This is a genomic window from Legionella anisa (genome assembly GCF_001467525.1).
Taxonomy (GTDB): Bacteria; Pseudomonadota; Gammaproteobacteria; order Legionellales; family Legionellaceae; genus Legionella; species Legionella anisa.
The window spans coordinates 1-17,994 of record NZ_LNXS01000011.1 but is presented as its reverse complement, the minus strand read 5'-3'; the positions used below and the strand labels follow the sequence as shown (position 1 = coordinate 17,994).

Below are 17,994 nucleotides of genomic sequence, written 5' to 3'. Positions count from 1 at the left end.
TTCGTAACTTTGAAAATTACAGAACTCGTGTTAGGGTGCTGTGCTGTTAAATGTGAGTGCCCCCGTAATTGGGAAAGAGCCTAAGTTTCTCTTTATGTTCAATAACCATGATGTTACCCAGTAGCGTTAATAATTTTAAATCATCGCCAGTTTAACGATGAAGTGTAATAATGGGTCTAGCCCAGCGAAAAAGCCCCTAAACTTACTAGTAGCATTTTTAATTGTTTAAAATTTTATCATTTCCTGGGCGATATTTCAAGTGATTTGCTGCTAACAGTTATTTAAGCATATAACACCCAGATGAAAAATCAGATCTGATAGGACATTACTTTAAAGTAAAAATTTTCTGAAACAATCATTCGAACTAAAAGCACTCCTAGGGTAAAAGGGGTATTTTTCAGCAGATAAATTTAATTTTAGTTCAGAGTTAAATGTTTGCGAGGTACCTTTGTGCATTACAAAAAAATCCCCGCTTAGCGGGGATTTCAAAATTTAACCCAATAGAGTCCAGGCTTCTGACCAGGCGAGACCTACGCCGGGCTCATAGTAGGCCGGAGATTGCGTGCACCAACCAGAATAAGGCCAGGGTTTGCACTGATAACGCTTGTGATCGAGGCGACCAATGACAATCGTACCAGCGACATAGCTATTTATCCCGTCAGGATAAACCAAATCTGTACTATTGGAAGGCTCGGTGAAATCAATCATCACATGGTAGTTGCTGGTATCCGCATCGCTAAGATAGATTTTATTCGCCTGATTGGCTGCCAGAACCACTTGCCCGCTTTGTGAGTCAAGTTGACCAATACGCACCAGTACTGACGAGCTATTAATACTGGCTCCCAATGCCAGAGGCCATTGGTCAGCTTTACGGTTGCTTTCATCGACCGTAATGCTATTACTTTCGACTTCAACTTCATGTTTGAAAACCCGTAAAGTAACTTTAGTATTCGCAGCGATATCACCAGTACCATAAAGATCTTGCAGTTCATGCCAACTTGATGATTGCACCACGCCGTCAATAAATACATCGCTGCATCCGTAGAAGGCTTCTGGACTGTCTTCACGCTGCCAGATCATGTAAAAAATACGTTTTCCTGTCGCATTCGTCGGCATTGGGCAATCCATCTGATAACGTCCATTAGCTAAGGTAACGCTGGTAATGGTACAAAACGGATTTGCCTCTAGATCGGACCATTTTAAAGGTGTATTGAAATCATAGCTGTCTTTGGTGACATAAAATTTGAAGTATTTGGTTTTATGGGGAGCGCTAGCAAAAAAAATAAATTGGAAATGACCATTTGCATCAGAATGCACAACGGTAGATGTCCAATCTGCGCGGGCTAAGTTAAACCCTTTAAAAAAATCTCTGCCGCCAGCACACAACTGACCATCAGCTATTAATGCGCGATGTTGGTCGTTAGCTGCAGCTTGATTTACTTCATGCCAGTTGTATAAAGGTTGTGTGCCACCTACTTGCACCGCGGCCTTACATGCTGCCGATTTTGGGTTTTCCGGCCCTTCTTTGTAGCATTGGTAGGTTCTGGAAATAGGAACTTCCAGAGATCCATGAGCAAACAACGAGAAACTAGCCATTGCAAACCCAATACCTCCGATTAATTTTTTCATTATTCATCCTGTTATGACATTAAATTAAACGCAATACGCCTTGGAGTAGGCGCCCATATACATCAGTTACACACACCGTTGATAACACAATTTCGGAGGTCAGTAGCAAACTTAAAATTGTTACTCTGATCAAAAGTAACCTCCCAGTTAAATACACCACCAATATTTCCATAAGCGCGAGGAGGAACATACGAAGCGCAACCAGTACTACTCACCGCTCCCGTTTTAAGACAATGGATAGAACGTTTAATGGTATTTGTTGGAATCACTGGTGAACCGTCGCCGCTGCCATTGGCATTCGCCGCAAGATATCCAATGACAATTTGAGAGGGGTTTAAGTAGCTTACATATGGTTGAAAACCGGTTGTGCTGCCATTGGGTAATTGAGCTGGCCAGTTTTCCAGCAGATTAGTAGCCATAGCAACACTAAAATCAGGATTGCTGGTTGGTGTTGGACCATAACATATCATGTTAATGCCAAACATACAGCCAGTATTGTAAAGCTGAATACCAACCCAAGCCAGGGCATCATGCGTCTGCATAATTAAGGAAGCATAGTTACCCCAGACCCCATCAAAACCACTGGTCGCTGCAACATTCGCTGTTTGCGGTGCCATAGTAATCAGTAAATTAGGATTCTGGTTGTACATAATATTAATAATGCTGGCTAAAACCGCTATGTCACCTTGTGGGTTGGCAAAGGTACCGCTGCCATTTAAACCATATTCAATATCAATATCATACCCGTCAAAACCGTATTCATTAATTAAACCATTCAAGGACGTCATAAAGGTTTTCTTAAAGGCATCGGGAGATGCGGCAGCTGCTAACGCCTGATGAAAATCAACCGTGGTATTTGGCAAGCTAGTCAATGCACCACCTAATGACAGAATGACCTTAATGCCTTTCTGATGCAAGGACTGAATATAAGATTTAGTTATACTATCAAACGCCGGTATAATCTGCCCTGGATTAACAGTACTAAATACGCCAAAAGCGACCATCATATGGGTATAACCTGCATCTGCCAATGCTTGCGCTGTCGGTGGTGTTTTCCAGCCAGGCAGGTATCCAATAATGCGACCGTTACTGACCTGATTAGCTGTTAAAGTGACTGTTTCTGTGGCATTAGCTGTTGCCGTCAAAGGTTGGGGCGAAAAACTTAGAGTATAACCTGGTACTGTTTGGCCTGAAACTTGGTAAATCACGCCATCAGTGAGAGGAACAACTGCAGAACCAGTTCCATTCATTAAATCCACAGTTTGTACAATAGGGGCCGTGTTATCATTGGGCGTGAAAGTAATATTGAGTGTTGCCAATGAAGAAGGTGCTCCCTGTATATTCAGAGTAATCGAATCCTGAGCCACCTGTACGCATTGGTAAGTGAGATTAGTGGTTGGTATAATTGTTTGATTGGCAACTACCTTAGATGGTGTAAAAACAGGCTCGCAATGGTAGTTATTGAAATTAATAGGTGCTGCTGAAAACTGATAAGACGCACCTTCCTTCAATTGAGTCACGTTGGTCACATTACCCCAGATTAAAGTTTGTGATTGTGAACTTCCAGTTTGGATACGAGTAAGCAATACCGAAGGATTATCCGGATAACCAATCAATTCATTAGGCAGTGCTTGCAGGTTGATGTTGATTTTTCCAACTTGTGGTGCTAAAGCATAACTGATAGCCGTATTGGCCGTCTGATTAGCTGTGACGTTGACGGTATTAGGAACCACAGTACCTTGATAAGTATCACCATCAGTGCTTGTGACTGTTTCGGCAGCAAGCCCATAAGTTCCCGCAGCAAGACCGGTTATTATTTGTGAGCCACTCCAGGGCAATTGAACATTACTGATAGGTTGTCCATTTAAAGTGACATGAACCACTGCATGATTTTGAAGCACGTTCGTAGGTTTTACTGAACTATTGCTTAGCTGGATGCTTCCATTATTAACAGTAGTACTTAAATAAACATTGACCGTATTTTCAATATAGCTATCAGTAAAATGACCGTATTTAAGAGTAATTGAACTTCCGACAGGTAATTTGCTGTTGGCACCTGGAAAACTAGGGAAATGCAAGGTCAATGTGGCCAAATAGTTTCCATCGGCTTGCGGCTGAGAACTGATGTTTAAGGTATTGTCGGGATAAGACAAAGGCCAGAAATCCCCCCAAAACGATGTATTGAGGGCTATTGTTGTCTGAAAAGTCAAGGTCGAACTCTGAAAATCAACTGCTTGGCTACAATTGTTGGTTAATTTTAAATTGATGGACTTCCAATGTTCATTGCCAGTGGAAGTAAAGTGAGAGTTAATGCAGGCTACAGGCTGGATAATTGTCGAGGTCGGAGAGGAATAAGCTGTCGTCATCGAAATAGTCGTCAGCGCTCCCAAACCAAGTAATAGGTATTTCATTTTTTACTCCCAGCTATAATTAGGATTTTTAATCTATCACAAATTTTTCTTATTTAACAAATAGATAGATTAATTTTTTTGGCTTGAACACGTAAACGCTTCGGCATTTGATGCCCAGATGCTGTTCAACATAAATTATTTAATAAGCAACCACCCAATAGCATGTATAACTACTCTCATTTTTTCCTTTTGCCGATCCACAACCTAATAAGGTAAGGTTTTTGATGTTTGGAGAAGAGCAGTATCCTCCATGAGGTCAAAAAATTATAACGTATATCTAAAACAATTTATAAAAACCAAGCCATCTGATCGATATTTGACCAATCATGGTGTACTGCACTATAATGACAATATATAAACATATTGTATAAATACGGATCTGACATGAGTTACTGAATGGGTTTTAAAAGGGGATGTCACAAGTTCTAAGCAAAGTTAAGCCTCTTCTAAATAAAACTCGAGTTCGTCTGCAGTAAAGGAGAATAAAAAGCTACTTTTCTTTAAGTTTGAAGTAAAATTTAGTTAATTTATGAACCAGCCAGTTAGGATAAGTTATGGGAACTACAGCGTTTTTGTATACTGTTTCATCTTGATGCTAGAGCATCTCAAGAAGTATTTGTACTAAAAAGGCTGTATTTTTGAATAAATTAGGTTGTTGATTATTTAGTCAAACCACGAGTATTAGATTATGCAATCAAAAAATGAAAGTTCTTCAGTTATATTTTCAAATGAAATGGATGCAAAGAAGGCGTGCCTGAAGCTTGATGTTGCAGGAGCGCGGCAAAAACCTAGTAAAGGAAAGTGGTTACTAAGAGAAAGTTCTGTTGATGGGCTTTTGACTATCTCCTATTTTAATCAAGAAAAGAAAGGTTATTATCACTTAAGAGTTGGATTTAAGGACAATGAATGGCAATTGGCTCCTTCAACGAATGAAGAAGCAGAGGAATTTGTTAAAAAAGCACAGGCTGTTTTCAAAAATGCACTTCCAGAGAATAGTTATGAAAGTTTGCTTCATCTGCTAACTGACAATGGCTTTGATTTAAGTAAACAAGTCCACCCGAAACCTACTGAGTCAACGCGTACCTCTCGTTATTCCTCATACATTGAGGATGTTTTTGATGAGTCATCGTTTAATAATCGATACTCTAAATTATAATTGTGCATATTTTTTGCATAGGGCAATAAAACAATAAGCGCCCAATTATGCATGGGCTGGTTTCATTTTCCAGTACTTTTTGGCAATGATCTTGCCTTGAATTGATGGACACCTTGTTAAGAGAGTAAAATCTTAACCAGAGATGAATAATGAACAATAATAAACCAGAAGAAAAAGAGGTAACTCCCCTGGTACCCCCTAATTTAATTTAAAAAAACACTTGAAAAATTATACAGATATGTTCAAATTTTGGCATGAACGCTATTACTCTGGCAGATTCTCTGCTACAAAAAATCACGGCATTAGAAGAGTTGATTGTGAAGCAATCTGAGCTCATTCAAGCACAAGCTTTAAAGATTGAAGAACAAGCTGAGACGATTGCGCGTTTGCAAACAAGAATTGCAGAGTTAGAGAAGCGAACAAAGAAAAATAGTGGCAATAGTTCAAAGCCACCATCCAGTGATGGTCTAGCTAAACCACCGCGCACCAGCTCGTTACGTGAAAATAGCAAAAATAAAAGTGGTGGGCAATTAGGGCATAAGGGTGAAACGCTTAAACAAACACTTCACCCGGATATTATTACACGACACGTATTAATACATTGTCCTGACTGCAATAATACACTTTCACCCGAGCCATTAAACGGCGTTGTTAAACGATAAGTCTTTGACATTCCACCACCAAAGATTGAGGTCACCGAGCATCAAGCGGAAGTAAAATATTGCACGTGTAGCAATAAGATGGTGATGGCATAATTTCCTGTAAGCTTTGAGGAACGATTTAGTCCGCTCATTGACCGGCGTTGTTGCATATCCTAAGCGCTTCGCCAGCCCCCGTCGGGGTCTGACTAAAAAACAGCCACACTTTTAGGTAGTCCTAGTTTATTCATCTTATTTATAATTCGACATCGAATAGCGAGGTCTGTAAATTGGTTTTCAGGCGTACGAGCACTCATTTGGTCACCAAAAATACAATTCAATCGTGACATGTTCGTTTCTACCAACGAGCGCTGATGATAGTTATTTTCTTGTTTCTAAACACGAAGCTCTTCTTCTTTGTCTAGTGCTGAACTAAGTCGGATAATCAATTCATCGCGAGGAATAAGAGCTATCTTTTTTATTTTATTTCGTTGGACTGCAGCATTATGTTGAGGAGGAAAGACCGGTTTGGCTCCACGCTTTGCTCTACTTCATAACAGTTTTGTTTATCATATGCGCCATCGCCAGTAATTTGTTCTATTGGGTCATCGATTTGTTCGATAAGCCCTGGTAAATAATTTCCATCGAGCCGCACACTATCAGTTACAATCATTGCTACAATATCTAAAGAATCTGCATCAAGTGCTATGTGTAATTTTTTCCATACCTGGCAACGGCTTACTCCATGTTTTAATTGTTTCTACTCGCCTTCCCCTAGTACCTGAACCCCTGTAGAATCAACCAAAATATGTCTTGGTTTGTTCGAGAAGTTTGCCCTCAAATCTACTTTTAAGCTCTTTGCCCTTCGACATAGAGTACTAGTCTGGAGTCGGTATTCTCAACTGGTGCAGTTCGATTAATGAGCGTAAAAACCCTTCAGTCGCTCGGTAGGTCAAATTAAATAGCTGTCTAATCGTTAAAGCACAAAGTACCAATGCATCTGAATAAGATTCGTTGCCATGCGATCCCTCTGCGCTTTTGATATAATTTTTATTAAACCATACATGAAGACTTCCCCGGGATACTAATCCTTTGTTATACTCCGGCCAGTTACGAACTCTATAGACATTTTTTGTCATTGGTAAACTCCTTGTTTTTTGCGAAACCGAAGTTATACCGTTTAGGTTCGTAACGCCATATTTTTTATATTTCCCTTAAATTTAATCGACAGATTGATAATTCTGCAACAACGCCTCATTGACCGCGAAATCATGGATAGGGGGAATCGGCGTATTAGCGATTTATTATGCAAAGCACGTCTGCTCCACATGGCCTGTGTTGAGGATATTGACTATCAGCACCCAATGGGACTAGAAAAAAGCAAAATCGCTGTACTTACAAGTTGTGACTTTATTCGCGCCACTACCAAAACCTACTCATCACTGGACCTACTGGGCTGAAGAATCGACTCATATTTTTTTGAAAAAAGAAGAAGAAATGCACGTCACGCTATGATCTAATTGAGTTCTACAACAAAATAAGATGAGAGCAACGATGCATGTCGAAAGCATTTTACCTGAATTACTCAACGGTACAATCCATAAAAGGAGAATAGAATCACTATGTACATTAGTTAAGGTGGTAATCTGTCAAAAGACCTTAAAATTAAGTGAACTTGGTCGCAATTTGAAGGGCAAAAAAGAACGCACAGGGATACGGATAGTCTGTAGAGCGTTGTCTAATCGATTTTATCAGAAACATTCATCACAAATTTACTTATGTATTATCAATAAAGTTGTAGGCAAGAATAAAGCGCCAGACCTAATTTTAGATTGGTCTGCAATACCTAACAGCAAACGCAGTACAAAACAGGAGGAGTATCAAGTATTGAGAGCTTCTTATGCAGCGGAAGGGCGCAGCATGACACTATATGAAGAAATTCACCCCCGTTCAAAGCTCAATAACAGCGGTGTTCATAAACAATTTTTAAAGAACTTGAGTGAGTTACAACATGAGGATTGCAGGCCTTGTATTATTACCGATGCAGACTTCAAAAATCCATGGTTTAAAGCGGTGTTGAAGTTAGGATGGGATTATATTGGGCGTGTGCGTGGAGATGTTCATTTTGACGAGGCAAAGGATTTAAACCAGTAGCTAGTTTGCATGCCCAGGCCTCTAATAAAGCACGTCATTTGGGCAAATTTATCTTAACGAAAGCTAATGCATTAAATACAAATGCTTAGCTTTATACTCATAAACTTAAAGGAAGAAAAAAGCTTAATCGTAATGGCACTTATGCCAAGGATAAAGATTCTTTAACCCATGCAAGAGGGTATCGTGAACCCTTTGTCATTGTCTCTTCATTGATACAACGTGCCGATGTGATTATTAGAAAATATAAATCGAGAATGACTATTGAAGAGTCTCTGAGAGATACTAAAAGTCGTATTTATGGATTTAATTTAAACGATAATAAAACTCAAAAAGCCGAACGCTACATCGTTTGGTTATTTATTGCCGCACTTGCTGCATTGGTCGCTTGGGTTGTTGGGTGCCTGGCTGAAAAAGCGAAGCTTCATTATGATTTCCAGGCTAACTCTTATAAAGATAAACGAGTACTTTCCTTTGGTTACCTCGGGGCACGAATTATTAAAAAGGAAATTAATCTCTTGTACGATTGGAACACAATCATACAAGAAATTTTTGAGGGTATTCTAATATGAGTCGATCTTTCAGCTTTGAAGTATCAAAAATTATAGAACAGATCCGGCATGACTGAAATTAAGTACGCTAATGACTAATTAGCATAGTGAAATAATGGAATAGGTTGTATGCTTTTGTAGGTCCTAAAAAATCCTTTCCAGCCAATACCTGGCTGAGCATTAGGGGACTGGCTTCAAGTATCTGAGCCAGCTCTTTACAGTCCAATTCACTGTAAGACAGAATATAATCAATTAAATATTTCTGAGTATCTTTTTTTAATTGAAATTTAAGATTAATAACAGGTTCTTTAACCTCGATAAAACATTCCATGTAACATCCTCACTTTCATTTTATTACGGCATAGTCCAGTTGAAAAACAGTAAACCATAGCCGTAATATCGATAAAATTAGTTTTTTTACATGGAGAAGATCACAGGTAAAATGCAACTTGGATTAATTTATTACCTTTTTGCCTCTCCTTAAGCGGTTGTTAGAACCTCCGATGGCTCTGAATCTTTTGTTTGCTCAATAACTGGTCTGATTCTTTTCGCGATCAAGTAAAGAAAAATAGCACCTAATAATGCCCACATACCCAGCTGGTTAAATACATGCAGGTAATCGCCATTGGATAGCAATGGATTCGTAGACTCACCTTGAGTCATAGCATTGGAAAAGTAATGAGATAACGATGCTGATACCCCTGATACCATCATCCAGGTGCCCATCAGCACTCCTTGTAATTGGGGTGGGGAAATTTTACCAATCATGGCATATCCGACGGGTCCTATTAATAACTCTGCAATTGCTTGGGTGGTAAAATGGAGCATTACCCAATAAACACTCACATATCCATGTTTATTGGCAAAGAGGATACCGCTGGCAATACAGAAGAATGAGCCTGCTAATATCAGAAATGCCCATGTAAATTGTTTGGTTATTGATACATTGTATCCTTTTGCTTGCAGTCGTGTGAGTACAGTGGATAACAATGGAGCGCCAATAATGATCACAAGTGCATTGATATTCACAAGCCATTGAGTTGCCATTTCATAATGGAACAGATGTTTATCGACATTATTTTTAATGAATAGTGTTACACCCATTGGGCCTGTGAAGTAGATCATCCAAAACAGGATTGATGTTACTGTCAGGACTAGAAAAGTCATAATTTTTTGCTTATCTAAAGTCGATTTCTGCTGGTAGCCAAGGTATAAAATTACAAAAAACATCATAACGCTGAGTCCTACTACAACTCCATTGCTGAACTGGGCTTTATGAAAACAAAGCAAGGTGAATGGGATAAGAGCTAATATAATTCCCCAGCCAAAAGATTTTTTTAAATTCAGGGAAGCTTTATTTGTAACTTTAATTAAAGGAGTATCGCGATCATTCAAGTTCGACCAATAACCCCACATAAGCAAAAGTGTGATTACATTTGGAATTATGCTGGCATAGAGTAGTGTTTGATATTGATTGGAGTAATCAAAAAAGCCGCTTATGATATAGCCAGCGCAGAAGCCTACATTCATATAGGAATAACTCAAGAAAAAGGCTTTATCTCTTCGGTTATCATCCGGCGCAAAGCGTTGTGTCAGTATGCTGTTGTAAGCGGTAGTGTTTAAGCCACATCCTACCAGAAATAAACTCAGTCCAAGATAGAGTAACGACTTAACTGAAAGTGCCAAAAGTAAAATACCAATCGTTTGTATGGCAGTGGTAATCAAAAATAAGGCTCGGTTACTCAGATATCGTCCACCAACCACTCCGCCGAGTAAATGCAGAACATAGTTAAATGCGAGAAATAAACCAACAATGCTATTTGAAAGAGCGTTAGACAGCCCTAATTGTTTAGTGAGAAACAGAGATAATGAGGAATACAGAATTGCATAAGAGAAGGTTGAAAATGCCTGTATTAAATACAGGGGCATGATTCCTTTTGGCATTTTTTCTGGTGACAACATATTTTTTCCCTAAAACTATTTTGGAAGGTGACTCTAACATTAAAAATGGATAAACTTAATCCCTTTCTACAATTATCCTAATTTTCAAGGGATGATAATTGATATTCAATTGTTGTATGGGTGTTTAGGAATGAACAAAATTAGTAGAGTTTCATGGGATGAAATCAAGCATCAAGTAAAGCAAGTTAACGCATCTATATATCATGTCATTGAAGAAATTAAACCAGGCAATACAATCCCTTTCTTTATAGCTCGATATAAATTTGGTGAACATTTTGGCATTAAAAATCATGCCTATCTGCCGACAAGCAGTGGTCAAATGGAAAAGATTGACAGCAAGCACACTGATAATGAGTTATTCAATCATCTTGGGTATGGTAAAAATAGTCTACCCCTAGGCTTAATATTGGATAAATTTTGCGAGTGGCATTATTTTGGTGAAGATGAACGCATCTTTCCAGACTGTGTTCAGGGACCTGGTGCAATTTTTAATATGCAGGTTATTTTTGATGAGGATCAGACTGTAGATAATAATGTGCTGTCTGTTTCTTCTGGCGCACTTTCATCTTTTTTATTGCCAAATATCGGTTGTAAAAGGAAGCATGCAAGAATTCAGAAATATTTTAATGTCGCTGCTCCGGCACCTAAATCGCCTTATGAACATTATCTAGTATTTAAAGAGATATTGAAGGATAAAAATACTATTGATAACTGGTATAGCGAGATTCTTTATTTTTCCGAGCGGTTTATCAATGAAGTTAAACATAATGATAAATGGCTTAAGCTGAAGTTATATTTCTCAGAGTCATTAAGAAAAAAACTAACGCAAAATACCTATGATGCTTCTTGTAACGATTTATTTCTCAGTGCCAAAAGTATTAATCGTTTCAGACCTACGCCATTCATCATGGATACAGCAAAATACATTTTTAATATTTGTATGGGATCAGGTATTGGTGTTAAGCCAGCAATTGATGAGCAATACTTTCCAGTTAAAACAATTCAGAAAATTTATAATGAATGTTATGACTTAGAATACACAGCAACAGTAATGGTACCTTCGGCTTTGAATGGCCAGTCTGATAGTGTTTACTATCCCTTGCAGTGTCCTTTTGCCAAGATTAATACTTTTAAAACCAATCAAAGTAATAGTGCTTACAGTGAATTGGAAATGTTAAAAAATGTGTTGTTAGCTTATCAGTCGGAGTTTACTGCGGATAATAGTTCTGCTTTTGGAAGTCTACTTTATCACGTAAGCAAACAAACGGAATTTTCTTTTTACCATTATAAATCTTCTAGTAATAAGAGCATTAATAGTTCTGAAGAATTAGAAGAAAGTGATAACAGATTTGCTTTTTCCTATTGTAGCGATAAAACACCATTTGCCAGCGATGCGAAATTATTTAGAGGTTGCGTTAGGTTAAGCAAACAATAAGGTTATATATATGAGAATATTAGAAACAGAACGATTATTTCTGCGGACTTTTCAAGAAAATGATGTGGAATCCTTAATTGCCATTAGCCAGGACGAAAAAGTAATGCAGTTTTTTCCTGCCATACCTACTCGAGAAGAAATCATTGCATTCATAGATAGAATAATTGCACATCAAGAAGAAAAAAATTTCTCCCTATATGCTGCTGAAATTAAAAATACCGGTGAGATGATAGGTTTTGTCGGTTTATTTACTGCAACATTTCAAGCTCATTTCACTCCAGCGATTGAAATTGGTTGGCGTTTATCTTCAAAACACTGGAACCAAGGCTATGCAACAGAGGCCGCCAAAGCAGTCCTTGATTATGCTTTTAGGAAATTAGATTTGGATGAAGTAGTCTCGTTTACATCGGCATTAAATAAACCGTCTATTCGAGTAATGCAAAAGATCGGATTACATACCAATTCAGAAGATAATTTTGATAACCCTAAAGTACGGTCAGGTAGCCCTTTAATGGGGCATGTATTGTATAGATTAAAACGATCAGAGTATTTATCAACTCAGTATTAAATCATCAATTTTCAGATTGAGTAATTTCAGGTATTTGTTGCTAATGGCCTTTTTTTCGATGGGTGGAATATATACTGTTGTTATTGAAGAAATAGCTGCTAGCTCGAGATTACTAAGTTGTATCCATTCTATTCGGGGAGGGCAAGTAGGAAGGGAAGGCGCCTCATAAAGACAAATAGAGTAATCTGCTGGATAGTATCCTATTAGGTAGTCTTTTAAAATTGATAGGCTGTTAGTTTTTTTCCCATCCGTTCTACCAAAATTTGCTACCTGCCAAAGTATTAAATGCGCATGAATATCAAGACACCGTTCAAATAATACCAATTCTGTGGCTTCAATTGAAAAACATCCCTGATCGCCTGGATCAATTTCTAGATCACTAAACAAGCAGTCTTGGGAAGATATTGCAGGTAAAATAATTGCTTCGCCATTATCCTGTTTAATTTGTCTCACGGCATTAAGTGCAGAATCTGCAAAAACGGTAGGGTGGCCGTAAAAAACAACGCATAAAATTGAAGCCTGTTTATATTCTTCAATGATATGAGTTGTTAGTGCCTGATAGGCTTCAGCCCTTTTTTCGCAGCTAAAGTAGATAGAATCCAACGATTCAGAATTTTTCGCTTCTCGTTGAATCCATTGTTTTAGGTTATCTTCATTAATGAGGTAGAGTACTTTATCGGCACTTTGAATAACCCGTTTAGTTTCTTCGGTCAGATGGGAAATCGACTTTATTCCCGACCCTACTACTATAAGCTTATGCATTAACTCGCTTTATATTAACTATTTTATTGCTATCAGGCTGATACTGTCTTTGTATTGAGACTATTTTATTAGAATGAGCCTGTCTCTGTGTATTTTGATTAGTGTTTAACAATAAATTTATGTGGCTTATCAAATACTCATTTCCTACAGCGGCTTCAAGTTCTTCCATTAAACTCATTTGATGTACCTTTTATTAAACTTTGATAGCCATTGTACAAATAAAATTCTTATAGGTATAGCCTAAAAAAAGAATTGCAGTGATTTACTCATTATGCTCTAATAACTACTCGTATTGAGTAGTTGTGATTTGAGAGTTACAGGAGTTGAGAAGTCATGAGCAATATTCATCTAATCCCTCGTTTGATTCGCTTAAGAGACGCTCCTACCTATGTAGGTATGGATCGCCACAGATTTAATAAAGACGTTAGACCAAATTTGGTAGAAATCCCGATGGGAATTCAGGGAATTGCATTTGATCGACTTGATTTAGACGCATGGGTCGACGATTATATACAGTGTAGTGGTCGTCCTGCGGTAACCAAGCATAGGAGTTTGGAACAATGGGACGAAAAAAATCGCCGGGTCTCTTCAAAAGAGGTGACTATTGGCACATCGATAAAGCGGTCTTTGGATGCAGAATTCGAGAAAGCACTGGTACGGGCAACCTCGAAGAAGCAGAAAAATACTTTGCAAAACGTATAGAAGAAATAAGGCAAGCGAGTGTGTTTGGGGTAAGACCCAAACGTACCTTTATGGAAGCAGCCATTAAATTTTTGGATGAGAATCAACATAAAAGAAGTCTTGATTCTGATGCAGGGCGTTTACGTGTTCTGGTTCAGTATATCGGAAAAATGACTTTAGATTCGATTCATATGGGTACTTTGCAACCGTTTATTGACGGGCGACGTCAGGATCAAGTTAAAACAAGAACGATTAACCATGGTCTAAAAATAGTTCGTCGAATTTGTAATTTGGCTGCAACCGAGTGGATTGATGAGTTTGGGCTGACTTGGTTGCTGAATGCCCCCAAAATTAAATTGCTGCCAGAAGATGATTTACGCAAACCTTATCCACTAAGTTGGGATGAGCAACATAGACTCTTTGCAGAGCTGCCTGCGCATTTAGAGCAAATGGCACTATTTGCAGTGAATACTGGATGTAGAGAAAGTGAAGTATGTCACTTGCAATGGGATTGGGAAATTAAGCTTCCACAATTGCCGCATCTGTTAGTGTTCATCATCCCCCCTGAAATGGTTAAAAATGGTGAAGAGCGCTTGGTAGTCTGTAATCAAACGGCAAAATCGGTAGTTGATAGCCAAAGAGGAAAACATAAACAGTTTGTGTTTACCTTTAAAGGCAATCCGATTACCCGAATAAATAATACAGGTTGGAAAGAAGCTCGTAAGAAAGCTGGTTTGGAGTTTGTGCGTGTTCATGATCTGAAACATACCTTTGGTAGACGATTAAGATCTGTTGGAGTGAGTTTTGAAGACAGGCAAGATCTGCTTGGACATCGTTCAGGTCGTATTACAACGCATTACTCATCAGCTGAATTGCAGAATCTATATGAAGCAGGAAACAAGGTTTGCGAAAAGCAACAAAGTGGGGTGGTTCTCACGTTACTTCGTAATCCAAATAATAGAAAAGAAAAAGATACATCTCACGGACGTAAGGTAGTTAGTTTATGAGTTTGTGTCTACTGTGCCCCACAAAATCCCCACAATGGTTTTTGAGGGGTTGGGATAATCGATTGCAAGTTGTTGATTTTACTGGCTTTAATTGGTGGGCCCACTAGGACTTGAACCTAGGACCAACGGATTATGAGCCATCAATCTCTATTTTAACTACTTGATTTTATTATGAATATTGCTGCGTAACAACCACTACAAATGGCGTATTATGGCGTACTGCGTCGTACTCAAACACGCAAATCTCACGCGAGGCTATTTTGGCTTCTTGTTAGGTAAATTATCAATTATTTGTTAAAATGACTATTTGTGACGTAATATTATGCTATAATAAAAATGACTATTTACGACGTTATGGTAATCAGCTATGAACCGGAAAAACCATTACAACAATAATTTTCGTGATGAATTAAGAAAAAAGATTGATCATATCACCAGCCGTGTATTTTCGCGGGGTGATTTAATACAAGATCATTCTAATCAAGTTCAATTAAGATTAAATCGTGCGCTGCGTACTTTTATGGACGAGGGTATTATCATTAAAATTGCACACGGTTTATTTGCTAAAGCCGAGCCTATGAGTATCCCTGGTAGAAAGATGCAAGCTGTGCTAACAGAGCCCTTTGAAACAGTCACGACAGCGGCGCTAGATAAATTAGGGATTAAATGGGAATTAGGAAGTGCTATCCGCGATTATAATGAGGGGAAAACTACCCAGGTGCCAGCAGTTTTTAGTGTTCGATTAAAAAGTCGATATCGTGGTTCTATTCATGCAGAGGGTAGGAAACTGATTTTTGAAGGTGGTATCAATGCTAGGTGAATTAAACGAACAGCAAATTCGTCAAACTGCTATTATCTTAGGATTGCCCGCAGATTTTATTCGCAAAGATTATTTCGTTACAAAAGCAATTTGCTTATTGGTTGGAATATCTAATGATTATTTTGAATTGGTATTTCAAGGAGGTACTAGCCTTTCTAAAGGTTATGGAGTGATTAGCAGACTCTCCGAGGATATCGATTTCCGAGTAATTTCTAAGCCTGCTTGCCTCAATTTAGGTAAAGATGCAAGGCGACGAGAGTTGCGATTATTTCGGCGTGCATTGGTTGAATCGTTAATCAATGCCGGCTTTGATGTTCAACCGCAGGATATTAAGGTCTTTTATGAAGGGCGATATATGAGTATTCGCGCTTCATTTGATGGTGCTCAAGGTATTGTATATTTGAAGCCCCATATTGCCATTGATTGCTTTCTTGGTATGTTGGAGTTAGCGCCTGAAATTCGTAACATTTCCTCAATGGTTAAAGTGACTTTGGGTGATACAGAGTGTGATCACCAGTATTTTCCAGTTCCTTGCGTCGCATTAGATGAGACAGCAGCGGAAAAATGGGTGGCATTATCACGCCGAATCGTAGATGCAAATGAAACCGCGCGAGACTCAGATAAGCACTTAGTCAGGCATTTGTATGATCTTCATCAGTTGCAACAACAAAATTGTCTTACAGAAAATTATTACTTTGTGCTGGAAAAGGTGTTAGAAAAAGAGCAGGAGATGTTTGGCTGTGAATCTTCTGATAGTGTTTATGAGAAATCAATATCAGCATTACATTACCTTTGTTCAGATAAAAAGTGGGAAGAGCATTGGCGATTTTTTCTGGAACAAATGGTTTATCAGTCAGAAAAACCTGGTTTTGAGCAAGCTATAGCAACGGTGGAAAAATTAAACTTAAGGTCGCAATAAAAGCCCCAAAGAAGGGGCTTAGTAACAAGAAAAAACATGCGTTTGACCATCTGCTTCTACCGAAAAATAGTCGTTTATAAATAGATCACGTGCAAAAGCTTCGTAATCAAAATAAAACAGCAAATCCTCCGGTATTGCACTGCTGTAGCAGTCGTCAAAAAGCGCACGGGCGAAATCAACTTCACTATCATAAGCACCATGATAATTTTCCTCTAACATTCTTTCAGCATCATCAATCGAGTAGTAGCTAAAAAGTTCAGCACCTAATACCCCATGCTTCATAATGAAGGAGGCAAGTTCCGCAACATCATTAATATTGTCATACTCGCCAATTTGTGCACCACCAAATCCTTCAAAATCATGGATCGCAAACTCCTCTGCATTCTCAATGGGGCTTTTAGCTAACATTTCATGAATTTCATCATAAATGGTGCTTACATCCTGAGTTGCATCAATCCATTTTCCTTGTAGTATGCCATTGTTATAAGCAGCAAGACATGCAACATAAATCTGAGGTGTATCCATTTTAAGACTCCTTGCAAAAGGAGTGCTACTCCCTAAGCAGAAATAAGCACTCCTACTTAGGGTTAAACGAAATTGAGTCGAGGATGTTGATCCTCTAAAAGAGAATGCAATTTTTTGCTTAGCCGTTTAATTTCCTCTATATCTTGTGCTGATAACTCATCGCGCAAGGTATGAAATTCATTAATACAACAAGCTAAATCAAAAAATACATTTTCCTTTCTTGAGATAGTAGAACTCACATTTTCCATGGTTTTCTCCAAAATTGGGAAAACCACCCCATCAGGGAAGTCTCTCCCAGATGATTAAAAAATGAGTCATCCATACTCGATTACGACAAGTCTGGTTGATTCGCCTAATTTTTAAAGAACAGCCGTTCGCAAATGAACAATTGCGAATGGATAAACAGGTTTAAAACAAGAGGTTTTAATGTGGTTTCACCCTGGTGGGTGATCAGTGATCGAAACTGAGATTCCCGACTTAACGTTCTGCCATAAGATTAAGGAATGATAGTGGCTCTTCACAAGACCGATTGCGGTTTCGCCAGGCTCTCACTGGCTCTTCAGTTGTGTTATATACCTACTACTCTAAACTATTACAACAAATAAATCAATCGAAACGTGTTATTAATTTAAAAATAAAACACGTTTCGATTTATTTCAGCCGCAATAAGTTTTATGCAAAGCTTTACATAAAAGTTATTGTGGAAAGTAGGTGATTATGTAAAGTAGTTCAAAAAGACCCAATAATATCAAGACTAATCCTCAAAATTACATTACATA

At 38.3% G+C, this 17,994-nt stretch carries 18 protein-coding genes and 2 pseudogenes; 10 read left to right on the top strand and 10 right to left on the bottom strand.

Annotated features, from left to right (window positions below):
• Positions 1-492: 492 nt before the first annotated feature.
• Together Lani_RS03660 and Lani_RS03655 are read right to left on the bottom strand one after the other, a co-directional pair.
• Positions 493-1,629: a lytic polysaccharide monooxygenase gene (locus tag Lani_RS03660; RefSeq protein WP_019234451.1), complete on the bottom strand. Its 1,137-nt coding sequence runs from the start codon at positions 1,627-1,629 to the stop codon at positions 493-495.
• 62 nt (positions 1,630-1,691) lie between these two features.
• On the bottom strand, positions 1,692-4,040 hold the full coding sequence (locus Lani_RS03655) for a glycosyl hydrolase family 18 protein (RefSeq protein WP_019234450.1): 2,349 nt from the start codon (positions 4,038-4,040) through the stop codon (positions 1,692-1,694).
• 688 nt (positions 4,041-4,728) lie between these two features.
• Here Lani_RS03655 and Lani_RS03650 point away from each other — a divergent pair.
• Both Lani_RS03650 and Lani_RS03645 read left to right on the top strand, forming a co-directional pair.
• A complete protein-coding gene (locus Lani_RS03650) occupies positions 4,729-5,196 on the top strand; it encodes a hypothetical protein (protein ID WP_019234449.1) in 468 nt (155 codons plus the stop codon).
• 254 nt (positions 5,197-5,450) lie between these two features.
• Complete coding sequence (locus Lani_RS03645; protein WP_019234448.1) at positions 5,451-5,858, top strand: DUF6444 domain-containing protein; 408 nt, start codon at positions 5,451-5,453, stop codon at positions 5,856-5,858.
• Between the two features lie 454 nt (positions 5,859-6,312).
• On the opposite strand, the pseudogene Lani_RS21135 reads toward Lani_RS03645, so the two are convergent.
• A pseudogene (locus Lani_RS21135) lies at positions 6,313-6,546 on the bottom strand (hypothetical protein); the annotation flags it as partial.
• 48 nt (positions 6,547-6,594) lie between these two features.
• Positions 6,595-6,973 (bottom strand): annotated as a pseudogene (locus Lani_RS19650) (transposase).
• Between the two features lie 93 nt (positions 6,974-7,066).
• On the opposite strand from Lani_RS19650, the gene Lani_RS21130 reads away from it, so the two are divergent.
• The 3 genes from Lani_RS21130 (at position 7,067) to Lani_RS03625 (ending at position 8,557) form a co-directional block, all read left to right on the top strand.
• On the top strand, positions 7,067-7,294 hold the full coding sequence (locus Lani_RS21130; protein WP_223499365.1) for an ATP-binding protein: 228 nt from the start codon (positions 7,067-7,069) through the stop codon (positions 7,292-7,294).
• A gap of 94 nt (positions 7,295-7,388) precedes the next feature.
• Positions 7,389-7,988 (top strand): hypothetical protein, encoded by a 600-nt coding sequence (locus Lani_RS03630; protein WP_019234445.1) that lies wholly within the window; start codon positions 7,389-7,391, stop codon positions 7,986-7,988.
• A 254-nt stretch (positions 7,989-8,242) separates the two neighbouring features.
• Complete coding sequence (locus Lani_RS03625; protein WP_083028159.1) at positions 8,243-8,557, top strand: hypothetical protein; 315 nt, start codon at positions 8,243-8,245, stop codon at positions 8,555-8,557.
• A 67-nt stretch (positions 8,558-8,624) separates the two neighbouring features.
• Here the strand turns inward: Lani_RS03625 and Lani_RS03620 are convergent, their stop codons facing one another.
• On the bottom strand, positions 8,625-8,867 hold the full coding sequence (locus Lani_RS03620) for a hypothetical protein (protein WP_019234443.1): 243 nt from the start codon (positions 8,865-8,867) through the stop codon (positions 8,625-8,627).
• Between the two features lie 149 nt (positions 8,868-9,016).
• Positions 9,017-10,498 (bottom strand): peptide MFS transporter, encoded by a 1,482-nt coding sequence (locus Lani_RS03615; RefSeq protein WP_019234442.1) that lies wholly within the window; start codon positions 10,496-10,498, stop codon positions 9,017-9,019.
• Between the two features lie 130 nt (positions 10,499-10,628).
• Here Lani_RS03615 and Lani_RS03610 point away from each other — a divergent pair, with 130 nt between their 5' ends.
• The gene (locus tag Lani_RS03610; RefSeq protein WP_019234441.1) at positions 10,629-11,933 is read left to right on the top strand and encodes a hypothetical protein; all 1,305 of its coding nucleotides are present in this window, start codon (positions 10,629-10,631) and stop codon (positions 11,931-11,933) included.
• Positions 11,934-11,943: 10 nt separating this feature from the next.
• A complete protein-coding gene (locus Lani_RS03605) occupies positions 11,944-12,501 on the top strand; it encodes a GNAT family N-acetyltransferase (protein ID WP_019234440.1) in 558 nt (185 codons plus the stop codon).
• On the opposite strand, the gene Lani_RS03600 is transcribed toward Lani_RS03605, so the two are convergent.
• Together Lani_RS03600 and Lani_RS03595 are read right to left on the bottom strand one after the other, a co-directional pair.
• Positions 12,487-13,263: an SAM-dependent methyltransferase gene (locus tag Lani_RS03600; RefSeq protein ID WP_019234439.1), complete on the bottom strand. Its 777-nt coding sequence runs from the start codon at positions 13,261-13,263 to the stop codon at positions 12,487-12,489. The two genes, Lani_RS03605 and Lani_RS03600, sit on opposite strands and share 15 nt — an antisense overlap.
• Positions 13,256-13,441 carry a hypothetical protein gene (locus Lani_RS03595; RefSeq protein ID WP_040522944.1) on the bottom strand — a complete coding sequence of 62 codons (186 nt, stop codon included), beginning with the start codon at positions 13,439-13,441 and terminating at the stop codon, positions 13,256-13,258. The genes Lani_RS03600 and Lani_RS03595 overlap by 8 nt, the downstream gene beginning before the upstream one ends.
• A 382-nt stretch (positions 13,442-13,823) precedes the next feature.
• Here Lani_RS03595 and Lani_RS03585 point away from each other — a divergent pair, with 382 nt between their 5' ends.
• The 3 genes from Lani_RS03585 (at position 13,824) to Lani_RS03575 (ending at position 16,690) form a co-directional block, all read left to right on the top strand.
• A complete protein-coding gene (locus Lani_RS03585) occupies positions 13,824-14,951 on the top strand; it encodes a tyrosine-type recombinase/integrase (RefSeq protein ID WP_081595189.1) in 1,128 nt (375 codons plus the stop codon).
• Between the two features lie 367 nt (positions 14,952-15,318).
• Entirely contained in the window at positions 15,319-15,771 is a 453-nt protein-coding gene (locus Lani_RS03580) for a hypothetical protein (RefSeq protein WP_019234435.1), read from the top strand.
• Complete coding sequence (locus Lani_RS03575) at positions 15,761-16,690, top strand: nucleotidyl transferase AbiEii/AbiGii toxin family protein (RefSeq protein ID WP_019234434.1); 930 nt, start codon at positions 15,761-15,763, stop codon at positions 16,688-16,690. Before Lani_RS03580 ends, Lani_RS03575 begins: the two co-directional genes overlap by 11 nt.
• Positions 16,691-16,708: 18 nt before the next feature.
• Here Lani_RS03575 and Lani_RS03570 read toward each other — a convergent pair whose 3' ends face one another.
• Positions 16,709-17,215, bottom strand: coding sequence for an antirestriction protein ArdA (locus Lani_RS03570; RefSeq protein WP_019234433.1), 507 nt, complete (start codon positions 17,213-17,215; stop codon positions 16,709-16,711).
• A gap of 62 nt (positions 17,216-17,277) precedes the next feature.
• On the bottom strand, positions 17,278-17,463 hold the full coding sequence (locus Lani_RS03565; RefSeq protein WP_019234432.1) for a hypothetical protein: 186 nt from the start codon (positions 17,461-17,463) through the stop codon (positions 17,278-17,280).
• Positions 17,464-17,994: the final 531 nt, after the last annotated feature.